The sequence below is a fragment of the Citrobacter sp. U14242 genome (genome assembly GCF_046555775.1).
In the GTDB taxonomy this organism is placed as follows: domain Bacteria; phylum Pseudomonadota; class Gammaproteobacteria; order Enterobacterales; family Enterobacteriaceae; genus Citrobacter.
This window is the reverse complement of record NZ_JBKGLW010000010.1, coordinates 1-18934: the sequence shown is the minus strand read 5'-3', so window position 1 is coordinate 18934 and position 18934 is coordinate 1. Positions and strand designations below refer to the sequence as shown.

Genomic DNA, 18934 nt, shown 5'->3' with positions numbered 1-18934 from the left:
CTTTAATCAACGGTGTGAAGTTGCCTGTCCCTGTTATGGATAAAATTTTTAACATCCATGAATACACTGGGTTGCCGTCCGCCTGGCGTTACCAGGCGCAATCGCTTAAGCCTGTGTAATAAACGAGACAAAGCGATTAAGTACCCGGCTGACTTCGCGGCTTTTTAGCCATATCATCATGGTGTTCACTTTACCTATCTGTGGCGTAATCGTATGACTTCGGATAGGGAAGTTATTTTCATACTGTCTGACAACACTCTCCGGCAACAGCGCAATCCCCATTCCGGCACTCACGCAACCAAGGATCGCCTGAAAAGAGCCAAATTCCAGAGGATCGGCGTAATCGACCCCCTGTAGGCGCAGCCATTCCCCCAGGCGGGAGCGATAGTTGCACCCTTTAACAAAGACCAGCGGCCTTGTCACCCGGAGATCTGCGCCTGTAATGACATTCTGGTGCTCTGCCGCTGTTACCAGTACCAGTGTTTCCTGACATAACACGTGTGATTGCAGGGGTGAATTTTCCATATGCAGTCCCTGATGATCGGCAACGAATGCGATTTCCAGTTCATTGTTCAGAATGTGTTGCACCAGCGCCTCAGTAGGGGAGGTTTTCAGGTTTAACTCAATGGAAGGCATTTCGCGGTGGAAATTCGCCAGTATCGAAGGGAGACGTACCGCTGCGGTCGTTTCCATTGCACCAATACGCAATGGCCCCGCCACTTTTGTTCCCAGCATGGACAATTCCGCTTCCTCTAACAACGCCAGAATTTTGTTGGCGTAGCGCAGTAGCAGCTCGCCCTCAGGAGTAATGTAGAGTCGATTTTTCTCGCGCACAAACAGAGAGACATCAAGGCTGGCTTCCAGCTGTTTAAGGCGGGTTGTGACATTCGAAGAAACGCAATGCAGACTGCGTGCAGCAGCGGATATGGAGCCCGTTTCCGCAACCGTTTTAAACAAGTTCAGAGAGGTACTGTTCATAGAAGCATCACTCAAAGTGAATGTTTTCGTTATTTTTATTAACTTTTTATCATCATTTCCTTGTGTAAGATAACAATCAAACTTAATTCGTCTTTTGAGGCCAAAATATGGATCTCGATCACAGTGCTGTTGGCCTCCGTCAGTTGAGTACGGCTGTATTTGGTATGATCGTCTTGACCTTAGGAATGGGCATTGGGCGCTTTTTATACACACCTATGCTCCCGGTTATGCTTCATGAAGGACTGTTTACCTTTTCACAATTATCTCTAATTGCCAGCGCCAACTATGCTGGTTATCTTGTCGGCAGCCTCCTTTTTTCTTTTGGTATTTTTAGCGCTGTCAATAAGTTAAGAGTGTTGTTACTGGTCTCAGCACTACTTACCGTCATGCTGATTTTTTTGATGGCAAAAGTGACCCAGCCAGAAATTATTTTGTTAATCAGGTTTCTCGCGGGTGTGGCAAGCGCGGGAATGATGATATTTGGTTCAATGCTGGTCCTTCAGCATACCCATCATCCTTTTGTTATCGCCTCTTTGTTTTCGGGCGTAGGAGTGGGCATTTTTATCGGCAATGAATATGTCATTGCCGGCGTATTCTACGCTTTAAATTCACGTGTGTTGTGGATTGGCGCAGCCATAATTTCAGCGATACTTTTCGTCATACTGACGATGCTATTGCCGAAAGATAATCATATGATCTCCCCAGTAAAAGCTGCCGTAGGCGTGGAGTCGGATATCCAGTGGTGGAATTTAGCCGTACTGTATGGACTGGCGGGGTTCGGCTATATCATTGTCGCCACGTATTTGCCGTTAATGGCCCGGGGGGGTGGCAACACTTTTTTAGCCGACCATATCTGGTCTATTGTCGGTCTTGCCATTATTCCCGGCTGCTATGGTTGGCTATGGGCCGCCCGCAAATGGAATATATTATTCTGCCTGAGCGCTAACTTAATTGTGCAAGCGAGTTGTGTAGTCATGGCCATATTTATTAACTCGCCACTGCTGTTAACCATTAGCTGCATTGGATTTGGTGGCACATTTATGGGTACAAGCTCGTTAGTCATGCCGCTGGCTAGAAAAATAAGCGCGCCCAAAAAGATTAATCTCCTCGGTCTCGTTACGCTGACATATGGGATAGGGCAAATCCTCGGCCCATTAGTTGTCAGTGTCTTTCAGAGTAATAAAAATGGAATGACCTATTCCATATTGTTGGGTGCCGTCTCGTTATTTATCGCAGCAGCGATTAGTTATTTACAATACAACAAAGCTAAATATTCTGGTTGTTCTGGGAAATAATGACAATCGTTATATTTCAGCTAGTTTTCTTAATAGTTCCTCCGGCAGAACTCGTTTTCAAAAACATTATGACTTTGTTCTGCTGTTTAATGTGCGTGCTGTTCTGTCTGTGCGCATTTCCCATAATTATCTGATTTGCAGGAGTTTTTATGCCCTACGTAAATATTAAGATCACCAAAGAAGGTGCTACCGATAAACAAAAGAAACAGCTGATGGAAGGTGTTACTCAGCTACTGGTGGATGTGCTTAACAAAAATCCCAAGACAACGATTGTGGTTATTGACGAAGTCGAAACCGATAACTGGGGGATTGGTGGCGTACCGGTGACCGAATTGCGTAAAAAAGCCAGTAAAGAGTGAATCTGATGGCGGGGAGCGTGGGTTCCTCGCCCGATATCAGTTTGTGATTGAACAATCGGCCTGGAGAGGGCGTCGATGAGAGTATTGGCAGGTATTATCCTCTGTTTCTTGTCGGGCAAGGGGTCACTTTCTGTCATGTTCCACTGAGTATGATGTTTGGTGCCCTCTTTACCGTAATTATACTTTAGCGGGTTGGGCGCTCTGTAGTTATTATTCGGAATCACCTTAATTTCATCATACAAATTGTATGTTAACATTCCCTTAAAAATTCTATGGACTTATCCTGCAGCCATAACTTGGTTAAGTAATAGTTAAATTTATTTCCAGTATGTTTCATGCTATTGCATGTGCCTTATTTTATATGGTGCAGCTAGCGGAAATAGCTCTCAGTCTCATGGGATATTAGTGAATGCGTCCCTTTACAGGGAGCACCGATGATATCAAAACAATAGTTAAAAACAGCACTATAACTTCCCTGGACGATGGAGCTTATCTTGTTGGTGGTTATACCCAATTTGATAGCTCTAAATTTCTATTATGACGTTGTATCAGGTGCTAATTAACGTCAACTTTTTACATCAACCCCATCAATTCAGTGTGAGTCAATCAATGTGAACATGTCAAAAACAATTGTGACACCAGGGATTCGTCGCCAGATCTGGTTCAACATCACCATGCAGGCAGCCTTTCCCCTGGCGGTGGCATTCGCCCCGGTGATGGCCGGAGCCGGCGAACAGCATTTCCTGCAGCAGCCGGCGCCGTTGTCTGCGCAGCGCAAGCAAGTCTACACACTGGGCGCCGGTGAGAGCGTTGCCTCTGTCGCAAAAAAATATAACCTGACCGTTGCGCAACTGCGTAATTTCAACCAGTTCCGCACATTCTCACATGGTTTTGACCACCTGCAGCAGGGCGATGAGCTTGACGTCCCGGTGATACCCCTGCCGGAAGTGCGCTGGGGGAATGACGCTTCCGTTGCTGATGCGGCAGAACATAATAATGATGAACAGACGCAGAAAGTTGCCGGGTATGCTTCGCAGGCAGGGAACTTTTTGAGTTCAGGCGCAAGTGGGGATGCCGCTGCGTCCATGGCCCGCGGTATGGCTACGGGAGAGGCGGGAGGGGCTCTTCAGCAATGGCTGAGCCGTTTTGGTACCGCCCGCGTCCAGTTGGATGCGGATGAACACTTCTCTCTTAAGAACTCTCAGTTTGATCTGCTTCTTCCTTTGTATGAACAGCAGGATCGCATTGTCTTCACTCAGGGCAGCCTGCACCGGACTGACAGCAGAACTCAGGCCAATCTTGGGGCTGGCATCCGCCACTTTTACGATTCCTGGATGTTCGGTGCCAATAGCTTTGTTGACTACGATCTGTCACGGGACCATGCGCGGGCCGGGGCTGGTCTGGAGTACTGGCGTGACTTCCTCAAGCTGGGATTTAATGGCTATACCCACCTGACGGGCTGGAAGGATTCTCCGGACCTGGATAATTATCAGGAACGCCCGGCTAACGGCTGGGACATACGTGCTCAGGCCTGGTTGCCTTCACTGCCTCAGTTAGGCGGTAAACTGACGTACGAGCAGTACTACGGAAATGAAGTGGCTCTCTTCGGGGTGGACAACCGCCAGAAGAACCCTCATGCCATCACTGCCGGGGTTAACTATACCCCGGTACCACTGATTACCCTGGGGGCGGAACAGCGTCAGGGAGAGTCAGGAAAAAATGACACGCGGCTAACACTGGATATGAACTACCAGCTTGGCGTGCCATGGCGCAGCCAGTTGAACCCGGACGCGGTGGCGGCGATGCGCAGTCTCATCGGCAGCCGATATGACCTGGTTGAACGCAATAATAATATTGTACTGGAATATCGCAAGAAAGAGGTACTCCGGCTGCATACGGCAGACTTGATTACGGGTAAAGCGGGCGAGCAGAAGTCACTTCAGGTGTCGGTAACCAGTACATATGGATTGTCCCGTATTGACTGGGATGCTCCAGCTCTCAACGCAGCCGGCGGAAAAATAGTACAGAACGGAAGCGAGTATGCGGTGGTGCTGCCGCCGTACCTGTCGGCCGCTCAGGCGGTGAACACCTATACCGTTAGTGGCATAGCGGTGGACACAAAGGGCAACCGTTCTGACCGGAGCGATACCCAGGTGACGGTGCAGGCGTCAGAAGTGAACAAACAGACCTACACCTTCACGCCGGTAAGCAGTGTGCTGCCGGCGGACGGAAAGAGCACACAGATACTGACCCTGACGCTCCTGGATGCGAATAATCAGGCGGTGGATATTGATGTGAAGGACATCAGCCTGAAAAATAGCGCCCTGAAAAGCGCCACTGTATCGGCACTGACCCGAAATTCCGCTGGGGTCTATACTGTCACCGTGACGGCGGGCACGGATGTTGAGAATATAACCCTTACGCCGACAGTCAGCGGCACCACGCTCACTTCAGCGGAGGTGACTATCAACAGTGACGCACCAGTACAGGCACAATCAGCCATCAGCACCGATAAAACCCGCTACGCGTCCGGCACGGATATGACGGTGACGGTCACGCTGAAAGATGCGGCCGGTAGTACAGTAACCGGAGCCACAGCATTACTGACGGCGGACACGGTGAAAGTAACCAACGCCACTCTCAGGGCTGGCAGTACCTGGAAGGATAATAACGACGGTACTTACAGTGCGACCTACACCGCCGGTATGGCCGGTGACAATCTGAAGGCAACAGTAAAACTTGCTGGCTGGAGCAATGCAGATGAATCACAGGTCTATGATATCTATCAGCAGATAGAAGCCCCTGGTACCATTGAAACCCAAATAAATCCTTATTCATACAGCGTAAATAAAGTAGAGGGGGACTTCCCGACAGTCGGTTTTATGGGGGCGACCTTTACTATTAAGCCTAAAAACAATGCCAATGCCTCGGACTATGTCTGGAGCACGGATACCTCCTGGGTCGCTGTTACAGATGGTGTGGTAGAACTTCACAATCTTAGTGCTCAAAGTAAAGGAGACAAAGTGACCATTACGGGGAAGCCAAAGACGAATATAGGTAATATTATTGAGTATTCGTTTACCCTCAAAAGCTGGTTTATTTTTCACCACGACCTGCTGCGTTGGGCAGATGCAAGCGCAGCCTGCAACAGCGAATCTGGGAACTATAATCTGTCTACGGTGCAGCAGTTAAATGGTAGCGCATCACAAGGCTCCGGCACCCGCGGAACCTTAGGTGGATTGTGGAGCGAATGGGGGAATCCTGGTAAATACAATTCAGTAAACAATAATATCGCAGATTCCTGGTCTTCAGACCAGGCAGGCAGCGGCAGCCACTATGGCGTTTATATGTTGGATGGTAAAATTGGACCCGCTAATGATGACGTCCGCTATAAAGGCGCTTTCGTATGTCATACAGCACTTTAATTCCTAATACTTTGACGGTTGGCGTTCAGGCGTAAATCGCTATTTCAAAAGGTGGCCATCAATTTGGCCACTAAATTTATTCAGATGGGTAAACGTGCTGTGAACCGATCTTCTAATAGTCTTTTGGAACGTTAGTATCGGTTATCTCTGCAGCTATTTTGCTGTTGAGGAAAGAAATCGATGCAGCAACGAAAACGCTAAACAGTCAATAGCAGACGAGGAGTTAAGCCCCAATATAATGAAATAGATCCCGGATTAGGGGCGTCAATTGATAGTTCTGAGCTATTTTTTACTGCACTGATGGCCTGGCAATACCCTGAATTGTCGACTGACAAGGAGGCTGACACCTTCCAGAGGGACTGCTGGTTTAATTTACCAGACGTCCACGTTGAAACGAATAAACTAATGAACGATTTAATCATGGGGTTCACCCAATCTGAAAAATAAGGACGGAAATTGTTTATGAAATCTAACGTAAAAACATCTTCGCCAGCATTTAATATCATGTCCTGGATGGCACTGGTCGGTGGTATTCTGGTGTATCTGATTGGGCTGTGGCGTTCAGATATGATGCTGAATGAAAAAGGCTATTATTTTGCGGTCATGCTGCTGGGTGTATTCTCTTCCATTTCGTTGCAGAAAACAGTGCGGGATCGTATAGAAGGGATCCTGACGAGCCAGATTTATTATGTTTCCTGCGTGGCTTCCTTCGTCATCTCCATTATTTTGTTGGCAATAGGTCTATGGAATGCGGATTTATTACCCAGTGAAAAAGGATTTTATGCGATCGCTTATTTTCTGTGCCTGTTTGGCGCAATCGCCGTACAGAAAAACGTCCGTGATAATCAATGTGAGTCAGATGGGATTTCTTACAGCGTCTTGAGTACAAAAGACACTATCGAGGAAGAGTAATGAGAATGCGTGCAGGTATAACTGCACGCCATTAAACTGATGGTGATGTCATCTGACGTCATAGCTACCATCGTTAAAACGTGCAGAAATGAAATTTTGCTACATCTTATCAATGGCAATGAATATTGAAATGTCAGATAGTGGATTTTTTACTGATAAATGGACTGTCAAATAAAAATATGACTCTTTACGATATTAAACCGGTACTGATTAGCTATGCCATTCCGGTTGAAGGCCACTGGCGGGGCGGAGCATACCACATTGCTTCATTTTGCTGTGGCCTGCTACGGCAGTATTGATGGTAGCAGCGGGCTATGCCGGACTTGGCGTGTCGGTGTTCCAGAAAAATAACCACGGCGATGTATCCCTCTCAGCCCGTTGGCTGCTGTTCCCCTATTTAACCGGGGCATGACTTGCCAAAAAATGGTTTTCCAGACGAATATCGCTGAGCAACGTTATTTATGACGGCGTGGCACTGGGCCGCTTTCCGGATTGAACCGTGGCGCAGGATGCAGTCCTCGATCTGACGGCTGAATTTCATAAAGGCCGCTGCAAAGCAGGGCATTGAGAAGCTTACCCGCTGATGGATTTGGTGGCGCCGGATGTACGGGATATCCGCCAGGCCGTGATGAAGCTCAGCCGGATGCAGCAAGGACATGAAAGTGTACTTGTATGCTGTGCTTTAAGTGTATCCCGCAGTACAACGGTCGAGGCTGCCCTCGCACTCAGGGCGTTTTCCCCATTTATTGGTTGAATGACAATAATACCCAAAGTGATGAAGCGGTAAATGTGAAACGAGCTTATTACTGTATACGCAGTGTTTGCCACCGGAGGTTTATCCTCCGGTGAATATTGTTAATGGGATTTTTATTTACCGCAAAGAAATTGAAAGAATGCCGAACACTATAAAGCGGTGGCGTATTTCCCGCGGTGATGTGACCTTTTTGTGCAATAGATTAACCGGGTTTTCTACACTCTCATTCTTTTATATATAGTTCATGTAAATCAATAAACAACTATTTTATTAAATGTGGAGACTGCTTTTATCTTATTACAAATAAACTGAGAATACCTACGCCAAGCGCACTGTAGAAACATAATCCGTATAAATTATCAGGAATATTGATCCATCGACGAATGATTCCTAAAACGACCACCATCAGTACTGCTGGGTATATAGCGTTCAATACAGGAATCGCCAGTGTTGTCAGAGAATTTAATCCAAGAATAGCAATTGCTGCTGAAGATATAAGCGATATCGCAACAAAGACGCTGTAAGGTATACCCGTATTCTGGCTGAAAAATTGTGCTGTGCCGCTCGTCAGACCAATCGCTGTCACAAGGCAGGCCAGAGTGATAATGGCTGCCAACAATTCCCGGCCATATGTTCCAAATACGATCTCAACATATGCACTCATAATTTGCATACCGTTTGTTGCACCCGTCTCTGGTGTATGTGCTCCCATTGATATGTAGCAGATATAAATTAGAGTCAGACCGGTCGCAGCGATAAATGCTGATGAAGCCGAATATCGGAAAATGTCTTTAGTCTGCGTCACGCTACGTTGCTTAAGTGTGTGTGAGATAATCGCCCCAAAACAAAGCGCGCTGATCACGTCTAATGTTTGATAGCCATTTACAAAACCTGCTTTGAACGCCTGTTTTTCATATATGGTCGTCGCCGTAGTGATCTCACCGATAGGGTGAAACCATGCGCAGATACCAATGAAAATCAACACGCTAATTTTGACCGGCGACAGGATGAAACCAACCACCTCAAGTAACTTACCGGGTCTGGACAAAATAGCACCTGCCAGACCAAAAAAAACGACAGAAAAAATAAGTTTTTTCCACCATATATCGGCGGTTCCATTCGTTATCACTTCGTAACTAATGGTAGCTGTGCGCGGAGTGCCAAATAACATACCAAGAGTCAAAAAACAAATTCCGATAAATACAAAGCTGGCCCATTTCCCTAATGGTCTGGTGAGCTCATTGATATTACCTTTATTAATCGCCAGCGACAGAATTGCTAAGGCAGGAAATAACACTGCTGTAATGATAAAACCAAAACCAGCGTTGAAAGAGTTTGTGCCAGCTTGCAAACCAACTAACGGTGGGAATATGATGTTTCCGGCACCAAGAAAAAGAGCCAGTGTCATTCCGCCAAGTGCCATTATTTCTGGAAAAGATAGTTTTGTGTTTGCTGTCATTTATAAATTCGCATTTATGATATTGCCATCTTTATTGATTATGCGATCAATATCAATGGAGGGATGAATGTTATTATTTGGGCATGAGTAATGGTGAATATTCTCACCATTACATATCAAGGCTGTAATATTACAACTGAAACATTCCTTCAATCATCAGGCGGGCGGTACCGTATAATTCTACACGCTGATTATCGCCTACAACGCAACGCAATGTGCCCTTCCTCGCGCCGCCTTGTTGCGCCGTCAGTTCTGTTTTGCCTAACCGTGATGCCCAAAACGGGGCAAGAAACGTATGTGCTGATCCAGTAACGGGATCTTCATTTACGCCGACTTGCGGTCCAAACCAGCGAGAGACAAAATCAAACTCTTCATCCCCGGCAGTGACAATGACGCCACGGGTGTCAAATAAAGCCAATTTATTGAAGTCCGGCGTTAATTTATCAATGATTGCTTTATCGTCCACCAACACAATCAGATCGTCTGATTGCCATACGCTAATCACACCGGTGGTGATCCCGAGTGCTTCAAGTAACCCTGCAGGTGCTTCAATTTCTGTGGCAGACTTTGCCGGAAAGTCCATGCAATATTCACTACCCTGCTGAGTCACAGTAAGAATGCCACTGCGCGTATGGAAACGAATAGATTTGCCAGGATGATTTAGTTTATTGAACATTACCCATGATGTTGCCAGCGTTGCGTGACCGCATAAATCAACTTCTGTCGCCGGTGTGAACCAGCGAAGATGATACCCATCTTCAACAGGTACGAAAAACGCGGTTTCTGAGAGATTATTTTCTGTGGCGATCGATTGCAAAATATCATCATCCAGCCATGCCGTCAGTGGGCATACAGCAGCGGGATTGCCGCCAAAGGGTAGCGATGTGAAAGCATCTACCTGGTAAAAGGGCAGGCTGGTTGTCAAATTATTTATCATTGATTTTGTCCAGATAGTTATAGATTGTATATCGCGTTACGCCTAATGCTTTTGCTACATGGTTAACGCTGCCTTTAATTTTAAAAAATCCCATTGCATGTATTTCAGATACAACCCGCTTTCTAAAATCGGTTTTGCTTTCTGAGCCTGTTGGTCGATATTGAGCAAGGACTTCGTCCAGTGACTTATCTTGAATATCTCTGGGGATACTGTCAGTGCTTTCTGTCTCGACAGGTGTTGGCAGAAGGTAATCAAGCTCGCGCTTTAACCGTACCACTGCTTCAATATCAACATTTATACAAAAGGCCACCAGGGGACTACCTGATTGACTGTAGTAAATGGTTGATGCGCTATTCAGCTTTGTTCCTGCGATCGTTGTTGTTGTGTATCCACTGAATACACGGGTTTGGACGGGCTGCGAAGTATCGAGTAGCCCTAAAAAGCCCGCGTCATCATCCGGTCCTGATAACAGGGCATCTCCAACTTTCCGACCACTTATATGCCCGTTGACAATACTGATAACTGATTTTTCCGGTTGTGTAAGATCGTGCAATACGGCTTCAGTATTGGAGGGGAGAGTTGTGCGCAGAGCTTCCAGTGAAGCGCTCAGTACAGTTATTAAGTGATCATGTTCTTTTTTCATTATGGTCTCTTTACGAGGCGACAGCCTGTACCTCAATCTCAACATCCAATTCAAAGGCAAGGCGGCTGGTTGTTACTGTCCTTGCAGGGTAACCATTTGGGAACCACGTGCAATATGCTGCGTTAAACTCAGCAAAATATTTCATATCACTTAACCATACCTGTACTTTGACGACATTATCTTGCGAAATACCTGTACATTTCAGCGTTTCTACAATGGTATGCATGATCCTCTGCGTTTGTTCCGTCACAGAACCATACAATGGTTCACCCTCCTCAGTCATAGACACCTGACCTGAAAGAAATACCATGCCATTCCCTTGAACCGCATCGGAAAAAGGGAAGGGTTTACTGGTGGCATAGCGCTTGATACTCATACTTTAGTCTTACTCATCGGGGAGGGGGGATTCCATAACGTTACCACAGTTCAGACTTGAATTAAACAAAATTGTAATTATCAACAAATGTTTGTTTTTGGGCGTGAAATTTTGTCTAAAGATCGCAGGAATTAAGCAACGTGTTGGTATAAAAGCAAGCACGTGAATAATTTTTAGTGTGATTATTGGGTGGGAAGTAGTTTACTTTTAGAATTTTTGAGCAGACAAATCCTATTTATACGCGTGCTGATTTTTCTTATGTCATTGTTTATGAAAGTAAATGTTGCAAAATACAAATTCAACAAAAATATTATTTTCAAATGTTGTTGAATTTGGTTTTGGGTGTCGATAAGATGTCCGTGCTCTGAGATATTTTACCTGATTTGAACCAGGTGTGTTCGAAGGCATTTTGGGGCTAATCTTTTACATCAAAGTAAAAGTCGATTAATTCAGGAACAAGAGAATTATCGTTAGATAATCACGGACTGGATTTAACTTTTCTGGTTCAGGAAAAGAGGATGCTTTTACATTTCGCCATATTCTGGCTTTACTATTGTATGAAAAGTAGTACCTAAGGATGCTTCAGTGGATGCATTAATCATAAAATATAGCTAATCATAAAACGCCTGATTAATGGTGCCACTCAGATATTTTTTTCCGGATTTGCTAGCCAGACTACTGGCTATACCATCGTTAATATATGGCGTGAATATTGATCAATATCACTGATGGTCAATATCCGTCATAGTATCTATTCTAATGTAAGGCTGTGCCGATGCAATTAAGCAAAGTGTTTATCGCTGTTATATCTGCGCTGTGTACCACAAGCGCAATAGCGAATGATATTAATAATAACCAGGAAGTTACAATTGATTCCGTATGGGATGATACTTCTAACAAGCCGAGTCGCATCCGGGTTGGGTATGAATCAGATGGTGTACTGAATATTGTTCAGGGTGGTGATGTTTTAACTGAGTACTTCCATATTGGCCAGGAAGATTCTACCGGTACAGTAAATGTTATTAATGGCGGGAAATTGACAGTTGGCGGAGGATCAACGTCCTATCCCTTTGATATTGGAGGATCCAGAGATGGACAAAACCATAAAGGGACTGGCACTCTTAATGTTTCCGGGCAGGGAAGTCTCGTCACCCTGTCCTCCGCTAACGGCGTAGCTCTCCAGGTAGGTGCCGGAGACGGAAACGGATTTATGAATATTTCTGATGGCGGAAAAGTTCACTCTGAATCCGATGGTGGAATATGGATTGGTGGCAGGACATCTTCATCCGGAGAAACATCAGGTGTTGTGAGTGTTGATGGTACGGACAGTGAAATATGGAGTGCGGGCAGTATTCATGTCGGAACATATGGCTCCGGAAGCCTCACCACGTCCAATGGAGGACATACCCATAGTGAAGCCACAATCTCGGTAGGCAATATGGAGGAGACCAAAGCCTACGATAATCTGATGAGCGTAAAGGGTGCTGATTCAATAATATCGTCGAACGATAAAATGGCTGTTGGACTTCAGGGAAAGGGAACGGCGGTTGCTTCCGATAGTGGAACACTCAGTGCTCCAGAGATTGTTATCGCGCAAGAGTTAGGGTCCAGCGGTGAACTGGCAGTAGGAGCCAGGGCAGGTGCTGACGCGGCTGTTGCAGGAATTATTGATACTAAGAAAGTTATTTTTGGTGTTGGTGATGGTGTATTAACACTTAATCATACCAGCACGGATTTTGTCCTTGATGCGGATATAAGCGGTACAGGCTCAGTAAATGCTGAAAGTGGGGTTTCTACCTTGTCCGGTGATAACTCCGCTTTGCAGGGGCGTTTTAATATTTCCTCTCCTGCCACGCTGGTTATTTCAGAACAACAAAATATCGGCACAAATGAAATTACCATGACGGGTGGCAAACTGGAGATTGACGCAGATCATGACTGGCAGTTTATTAACACGCTTACTGGGCAGGGCGTACTTCAGATTAATACAGCGGGAAATACTTTTGGTTTCAATTCTTCCGGCGTGACCGAGAATTTCAACGGCACGCTGGCGCTTAAAGACACATTATTTTCTCTGGCAGGTACGAACACTGCTGCGCTGAAAAATATGTTGCTGAGCTTAGGTGAAGGAAGTGTGGTCAGTGTTGGGAATGGTCAACAGGTTATTGACGAGCTTGCGTTTGATGGTGGCAAGCTGGTGTTCGGAGATGTTATCCCCGGTCAGACAGAAAGCACGGCAACAGTTCATACCACCGGAGATCTGGATGTTTCAGGAAAGGGAACGATACAGATAACCACGGGGGGAATGATGAATAACGATACTCCCACACCGAATACCCATATCACTCTTCTGGAGCAGGATGATGGAAACAGCCTGATTCAACTCGTTTCCAGTGAGGGGGACACTATCGGCAGCGCAGGAAATTTGCTACTGACGGATCAGAACGGAAAGGTTATCAGTGACGCCGTCGAATCCTCTATCAGTCAGAACGGCGAGGTTGTCGCTGAAGGGACCTATGATTACCGTCTTACCAGTGGTGAGAATAATGACGGATTGTATATCAGTTACGGGCTGACGCAGGTTGAACTTCTTGCGTCTGGCGATAATGCGCTGGCCCTGGGGGCGAATGGTAATAGCGGAAATGCAGCAGACCTCAGTGCCCGTGTTACGGGTAATGGCGATCTGGCAATTGACAGTCAGAAAGGGCAGACCGTTTCGTTGTCTAATACTGATAATGATTACACCGGGATCACCGATGTTCGTGGTGGTAATTTGTTGATGCAAAACGACAACGTTCTTGGGCAAACGAGTGAACTTCGTCTGGCAGCAGAAACCGGTTTTGATATGAATGGTCACAGCCAGACAGTCGGTCAATTGTCTGCTACGGCGGATTCGTTGCTGAATATCAACGGTGGAAGCCTGACGCTGCAACAGGGTGGTTCTGTTGACGGCGTGCTGGCCGGCAACGGCGAGCTGAAGATTAACGGCGACACGCTGAAGGTAACCGGTGAAAACAGTGCGCTGACGGCTAAAACAACCATCGCAAAAGATGCAAGTGTGTTGATGAATAATACTCTTGGGTTGGGTGTGGGTGATATCGTCGCAGCGGGCACGCTGTCTCTGAGCAAATCTACGGGCACGCTATATAACAATATCAGTGACGCTGGGTTGGTAGAACTGAGCGGCAGCGATGTGGTGTTGGCAGGGAATAACAGTGATTTCTCCGGACAGTTCACCATTGATGCAGACTCCCGGCTTACGGCTTCGACGGCGGAAAATCTGGGCGATGCGCAAGTCAGTAATGTCGGTTCACTGGTACTTAACAGTGAGAGCACATGGCAACTCGACAACGAGATCTACGGTCAGGGAAGTGTAACCAAAACAGGCGCAGGGACCATTACCATAGGCGATAACGCGGCCTGGACCGGCCAGACTGTTATCGAACAAGGTGGACTGGAACTGGGCCTCGCAGACTCTCCGGTGGTACTTGCCAGTACGCAGGTCACTATTCGTGACGGGGCGATGCTCTCCGGCTCTGGCGGAGTAGCAGGCAGCATCGATAACGATGGTATGTTGCTGGTTGGGTCGGTGGTGAGTGACAACCCTCAGCTGTTTACTGTCGGTGGTGATTTGTCGAACAGCGGTGACCTTGTTACCGGTATTCATGGTCAACTGGCGGGTAATCAACTGGTCGTTAAGGGGAACTACACCGGTAACGATGGCCATCTGTCATTAAATGCGGTGTTGGGTGACGACAGTTCCGTTACGGATAAGCTGGTGATTAATGGCAATACGAGCGGCAAAACGTCTGTCAGTGTGACGAATGCGGGTGGTAAAGGGGCTGCGACTGTCGACGGAATAGAGGTGATTCACGTTGATGGACAGTCAAACGGTGAATTTACCCAGGCGGGACGTATTGTCGCGGGTGCCTACGATTATACCCTGGGGCGTGGTCGGGATGAGAACAGCGGCAACTGGTACCTCACCAGCGGTAAAACCAATCCGGATCCCGATCCGAAACCCAATCCAGATACCGGGAAGGACCTGCGTCCGGAAGGTAGCAGTTACACCGCTAACCTGGCAGCAGCGAACAATATGTTCGTCACACGACTTCACGATCGTCAGGGTGAGACCCGGTACACCGATGCACTTACCGGGGAGCAGAAAGTTACCAGTATGTGGATGCGTCATGTCGGAGGACACAATAGCTGGCGTGATGGCAGCGGGCAGTTGAAAACCCAGAGTAATCGCTATGTGCTGCAACTAGGGGGAGATATTGCTCAGTGGAGTCAAAACGAGATAGATCGCTGGCATCTTGGCGTGATGGCGGGCTATGGCAATGAACACAATAATACTCGCTCTTCACGTACTGGATACGATGCTAAGGGATCGGTGAATGGCTATAGCGTCGGCGTGTATGCGACATGGTATGCCAATGATGAGTCTCACAACGGCGCGTATCTGGATAGCTGGGCACAGTACAACTGGTTCGATAACCATGTGAAGGGTGATGATCTGCAGGGTGAATCGTATAAATCCAGCGGAGTAACGGCCTCACTGGAAACGGGCTATACCCAGAAACTGGGCGCGTTCAATGGCAGCAAAGGGACGCTGAACGAATGGTATGTACAACCTCAGGCGCAGGTTGTGTGGATGGGCGTGGAGGCTGACGACCATCTTGAAAGCAACGGGACGCGTGTCAGCAGCAACGGCAGCAGTAATCTTCAGACGCGTTTGGGTTTGAAAACCTGGATTAACAGCCATCATCAGATGGACAACGGTAAAGCGCGCGAATTCCAGCCTTTTGCTGAGATCAACTGGATCCACAATAGCCGAGATTTTAGTACAACAATGGATGGTGTGAATGTCCGTCAGAATGGTGCGAAAAATATCGGTGAAGTTAAGGTCGGTGTGGAAGGTCAGGTAACTTCCCATCTGAATCTGTGGGGTAACGTTGGCGTTCAGGTGGGCAATAAAGGCTATAACGACAGCGCCGCAATGGTCGGTGTGAAATGGAATTTCTGATGCTGTTGGATTGATGCCGCTTGTAAGGCTTTCGCCTTAATTTCTTAACTATACCGTAAGCACCCCGATGGGGGCTTTGCCCGACAAAACGAGTTAATTATGCTTATAACCAAGAAAGCTGCGCCCACAGTGATGGTGTTACTTTTTCTTCTGACCGGAATGCTGGCCTCATGGCTGCAATGGAATAAAGAGGAAGAACTCATCAGGGAGAACGCAGTAGGTAATTTGGTAGAAGAAATTAATCGTGTTTTTAATGGCGCGCGGACACTGGCAGTACTTGCCAGCCCACATATTCACAAAGACTGTACGGACGATTTGCTGCGAACACTGAACCGTCTGACAGCATCAGAAGACAGTATTCGCTCGCTCAATATTATCGAAAACGGCGAATGGACCTGTTCATCTCTTGAAGGCAGGGAATCGCTGGGAATTCATTCGCCAGGTACAACCACGCGCTCTTTGATGATTGAGTTGGTTCATCGTCAAAAGACGGATATGTACATGGTTTATTTCCCCGCTGCAGGGCAAGTGGTTGCGGTTGCGGTCTATAAGGCAGTCATCGATAATATTTTACAAAAATTTTCCCATGATAAAAAAATAGAAGCATTGTTCTTACTGCATCCCGATAGCAAATCTATGCTCCCCGCGGCTTCACATAATTATCCTTTCTGGATTGTGGATAAATCCAATCGGCAGGTCGGTGATTATTTACAAGATAATCGCTATATCATTATTTTATTTTTCATTCTGTTGATAGCATCATGTGTTCATCTGCGTTATATACACCGATTATCATCGATTGAAATGCTGGCACGGGCGATCGATAACGACGAATTTATCCCATATTATCAACCTGTCGTCGATCTCATGTCTGGAAAAATTGTGGGGGCTGAAGTTCTTGCCCGATGGAACCATACGGAGCGGGGGATTGTTACACCTAATGAGTTTATTCATGACGCGGAACAACATGGGTTGATTAATGCAATGACGCTCAGTTTACTGGAGCGGGTAGAAGTGGATATGCAACAAATAAGTTATCGGAGAGAAAATCCATTTCATATCGGAATTAACATTCCACCGGAATCCCTGGAGTGCAATAAGTTTACAGATGCCTGTATTCGATTTATTCAACGCATGAGTCTGATCGATATCGGTGTGATGCTGGAAATCACCGAAAGACAGCTGAATTTAATCCCGGAAAATGTACTTAACCGATTGAAAGACGCAGGTGCATCGCTGGCTCTGGACGATTTTGGTACTGGCTATTCGAACCATGCTGCTTTGCAGAGAATTTCTCCTCACTATCTGAAAATAGACAAGATGTTTATTGATTCACTGGGCAGAGGCGGAGTCGAAGAGTCTATCGTCAGCAATATTGTTCATCTCTCTGAACTGATACAGATCCCTTTGGTCGCTGAAGGTATTGAAAATAAAAAACAACAGGAGAAACTCCAGCAGATGGGGGTTGCTCTAGGACAAGGGTATCTTTTTAGCAAGCCCGTTCCTTTTAGTATTTTTTACACCAGGTTTGATAATTTTGTTCAAGAAAGATAAACGTGTTAATTATCGTTTTTTGTTAAGTTGATATTTGGTTAAATATACCTTCTGCTCCTGTGTGATGTATATTACAGAAGGGTTTGTTTATTTATAATCTGGTTATAACTAACGAAAGTGTCGTGCAAAATGCAGTCTGTAACGGTTGTGTATTACAGTCATTATTTCTAACTAATTTCGTCTTCGATTATTGCCAGGTGTTTAACCCAGCGATAAATCAGGAATGCACAAATAAGTAGCAGGAATAAATTAATGAAATTAAAACCTTCAAAATTGCTGGTGACATTTAATAATGATAACCAGATATATTGTCATGGAATGTGGTCCTTACTGGAAGATATATTTACCAATGGAATGGGGATTCCATTAGCACGAATGACTGGCTCGCCAGGCAATTCTTCCATCCACGTTGCGGATATCTATGTTGAACATTGTGCCGCGGGTGTGCAGGCAATATGTCGTCCTGAATACAGATTACGTAAGCGGGGCAGTCTGATGATTGTGGTCAGTTCAGCACGGGGAAAGATTCCGCTGAACACGATACTACCGTGTCAGCATAACTGTGTGTTTCTGCGCAGAACGGATACTCTTGCGGAAATTCGGCGTCAGATAATGTTGGCCTGGCATCGACGGTTCCAGATGAAAGAGGTTAGTTGTCATTCCTGCTGTCCGATGCTATTGACTAAATCTGAAATACGAGTCGCCGACTACTTGAGCCAGGGAATCTCATTATCAGAATTGGTGGACAGGCTGGCTCTCAGCCCTAAGACGGTAAGTGCACAGAAACATAGTCTCATGCGAAAATTAAATTTGAGCAATAATGTCGAGCTGATGGATTTTATACTGTGGTGGAAGCGTTATGAGCTAACTTGCAGACTGACAGCAGCTGTTCAACTTGTATCAGCCATTGCCAGTACTCTGCCTAAAATAGGCATAAATAATCGTGAGTGCATCATGCCAATTTTTACAGAAAAACCTGGCAGGGACGAAAAACACGCACGCGACTGAAAGTGACTGAATAACCAGGTTATCGTCGGGTATTACAGCTCGCTCAGGCCACATGAATATAATGGTGGATTATCACCAAACGAATCGGAAAACCGATACTGGAAAAGCTCTAAAACGGTGGCCAGTTTTAGTTGACCATATATGGACGCCCCGGGTGATGCAAGTACTGGTTCGATACGGTTTGCGACCATATATCCGGCGTCGTTAG

Annotated in this window: 12 protein-coding genes; 7 read left to right on the top strand and 5 right to left on the bottom strand. The window is 46.3% G+C overall.

Annotated features, from left to right (window positions below; translation table 11 throughout):
* Window positions 1–105: 105 nt before the first annotated feature.
* Window positions 106–978, bottom strand: coding sequence for a LysR family transcriptional regulator (locus ACLJXE_RS17095; protein WP_410751484.1), 873 nt, complete (start codon window positions 976–978; stop codon window positions 106–108).
* Window positions 979–1085: 107 nt separating this feature from the next.
* Between ACLJXE_RS17095 and ACLJXE_RS17090 the strand changes: the two genes are divergently transcribed.
* From ACLJXE_RS17090 to yiaA, 4 genes are all read left to right on the top strand, one after another.
* Window positions 1086–2273, top strand: coding sequence for an MFS transporter (locus ACLJXE_RS17090; protein ID WP_410751483.1), 1188 nt, complete (start codon window positions 1086–1088; stop codon window positions 2271–2273).
* Between the two features lie 149 nt (window positions 2274–2422).
* Window positions 2423–2632, top strand: a complete 210-nt coding sequence (locus ACLJXE_RS17085; protein WP_286628051.1) for a 4-oxalocrotonate tautomerase family protein — start codon at window positions 2423–2425, stop codon at window positions 2630–2632.
* Window positions 2633–3249: 617 nt separating this feature from the next.
* Window positions 3250–6057 (top strand): inverse autotransporter beta domain-containing protein, encoded by a 2808-nt coding sequence (locus ACLJXE_RS17080; RefSeq protein WP_410751482.1) that lies wholly within the window; start codon window positions 3250–3252, stop codon window positions 6055–6057.
* A 462-nt stretch (window positions 6058–6519) separates the two neighbouring features.
* On the top strand, window positions 6520–6969 hold the full coding sequence (yiaA, locus tag ACLJXE_RS17075; protein ID WP_410751481.1) for an inner membrane protein YiaA: 450 nt from the start codon (window positions 6520–6522) through the stop codon (window positions 6967–6969).
* 1043 nt (window positions 6970–8012) lie between these two features.
* Here the strand turns inward: yiaA and brnQ are convergent.
* The 4 genes from brnQ to ACLJXE_RS17055 form a co-directional block, all read right to left on the bottom strand.
* Window positions 8013–9182: a branched-chain amino acid transport system II carrier protein gene (gene brnQ, locus ACLJXE_RS17070; protein WP_410751480.1), complete on the bottom strand. Its 1170-nt coding sequence runs from the start codon at window positions 9180–9182 to the stop codon at window positions 8013–8015.
* Window positions 9183–9312: 130 nt separating this feature from the next.
* Window positions 9313–10119 carry a PhzF family phenazine biosynthesis protein gene (locus ACLJXE_RS17065; RefSeq protein ID WP_410751479.1) on the bottom strand — a complete coding sequence of 269 codons (807 nt, stop codon included), beginning with the start codon at window positions 10117–10119 and terminating at the stop codon, window positions 9313–9315.
* Window positions 10109–10762, bottom strand: coding sequence for a transcriptional regulator (locus ACLJXE_RS17060; protein WP_410751478.1), 654 nt, complete (start codon window positions 10760–10762; stop codon window positions 10109–10111). Before ACLJXE_RS17060 ends, ACLJXE_RS17065 begins: the two co-directional genes overlap by 11 nt.
* A 10-nt stretch (window positions 10763–10772) precedes the next feature.
* On the bottom strand, window positions 10773–11138 hold the full coding sequence (locus tag ACLJXE_RS17055; RefSeq protein ID WP_286628043.1) for a RidA family protein: 366 nt from the start codon (window positions 11136–11138) through the stop codon (window positions 10773–10775).
* Between the two features lie 775 nt (window positions 11139–11913).
* Here ACLJXE_RS17055 and ACLJXE_RS17050 point away from each other — a divergent pair.
* From ACLJXE_RS17050 to ACLJXE_RS17040, 3 genes are all read left to right on the top strand, one after another.
* A complete protein-coding gene (locus ACLJXE_RS17050) occupies window positions 11914–16164 on the top strand; it encodes an autotransporter outer membrane beta-barrel domain-containing protein (RefSeq protein WP_410751477.1) in 4251 nt (1416 codons plus the stop codon).
* Between the two features lie 99 nt (window positions 16165–16263).
* Entirely contained in the window at window positions 16264–17718 is a 1455-nt protein-coding gene (locus tag ACLJXE_RS17045; RefSeq protein ID WP_410751476.1) for an EAL domain-containing protein, read from the top strand.
* 252 nt (window positions 17719–17970) lie between these two features.
* Window positions 17971–18726, top strand: a complete 756-nt coding sequence (locus ACLJXE_RS17040; protein ID WP_410751475.1) for a response regulator transcription factor — start codon at window positions 17971–17973, stop codon at window positions 18724–18726.
* Window positions 18727–18934 lie beyond the last annotated feature (208 nt).

Coding starts and splice junctions, on each gene's coding strand:
- ACLJXE_RS17040 (WP_410751475.1), top strand. CDS start 17,971: ATGAAATTAAAACCTTCAAAATTGCTGGTGACATTTAATAATGATAAC.
- ACLJXE_RS17055 (WP_286628043.1), bottom strand. CDS start 11,138: ATGAGTATCAAGCGCTATGCCACCAGTAAACCCTTCCCTTTTTCCGAT.
- ACLJXE_RS17065 (WP_410751479.1), bottom strand. CDS start 10,119: ATGATAAATAATTTGACAACCAGCCTGCCCTTTTACCAGGTAGATGCT.
- ACLJXE_RS17095 (WP_410751484.1), bottom strand. CDS start 978: ATGAACAGTACCTCTCTGAACTTGTTTAAAACGGTTGCGGAAACGGGC.
- yiaA (WP_410751481.1), top strand. CDS start 6,520: ATGAAATCTAACGTAAAAACATCTTCGCCAGCATTTAATATCATGTCC.
- ACLJXE_RS17060 (WP_410751478.1), bottom strand. CDS start 10,762: ATGAAAAAAGAACATGATCACTTAATAACTGTACTGAGCGCTTCACTG.
- ACLJXE_RS17085 (WP_286628051.1), top strand. CDS start 2,423: ATGCCCTACGTAAATATTAAGATCACCAAAGAAGGTGCTACCGATAAA.
- ACLJXE_RS17080 (WP_410751482.1), top strand. CDS start 3,250: ATGTCAAAAACAATTGTGACACCAGGGATTCGTCGCCAGATCTGGTTC.
- ACLJXE_RS17050 (WP_410751477.1), top strand. CDS start 11,914: ATGCAATTAAGCAAAGTGTTTATCGCTGTTATATCTGCGCTGTGTACC.
- ACLJXE_RS17045 (WP_410751476.1), top strand. CDS start 16,264: ATGCTTATAACCAAGAAAGCTGCGCCCACAGTGATGGTGTTACTTTTT.
- ACLJXE_RS17090 (WP_410751483.1), top strand. CDS start 1,086: ATGGATCTCGATCACAGTGCTGTTGGCCTCCGTCAGTTGAGTACGGCT.
- brnQ (WP_410751480.1), bottom strand. CDS start 9,182: ATGACAGCAAACACAAAACTATCTTTTCCAGAAATAATGGCACTTGGC.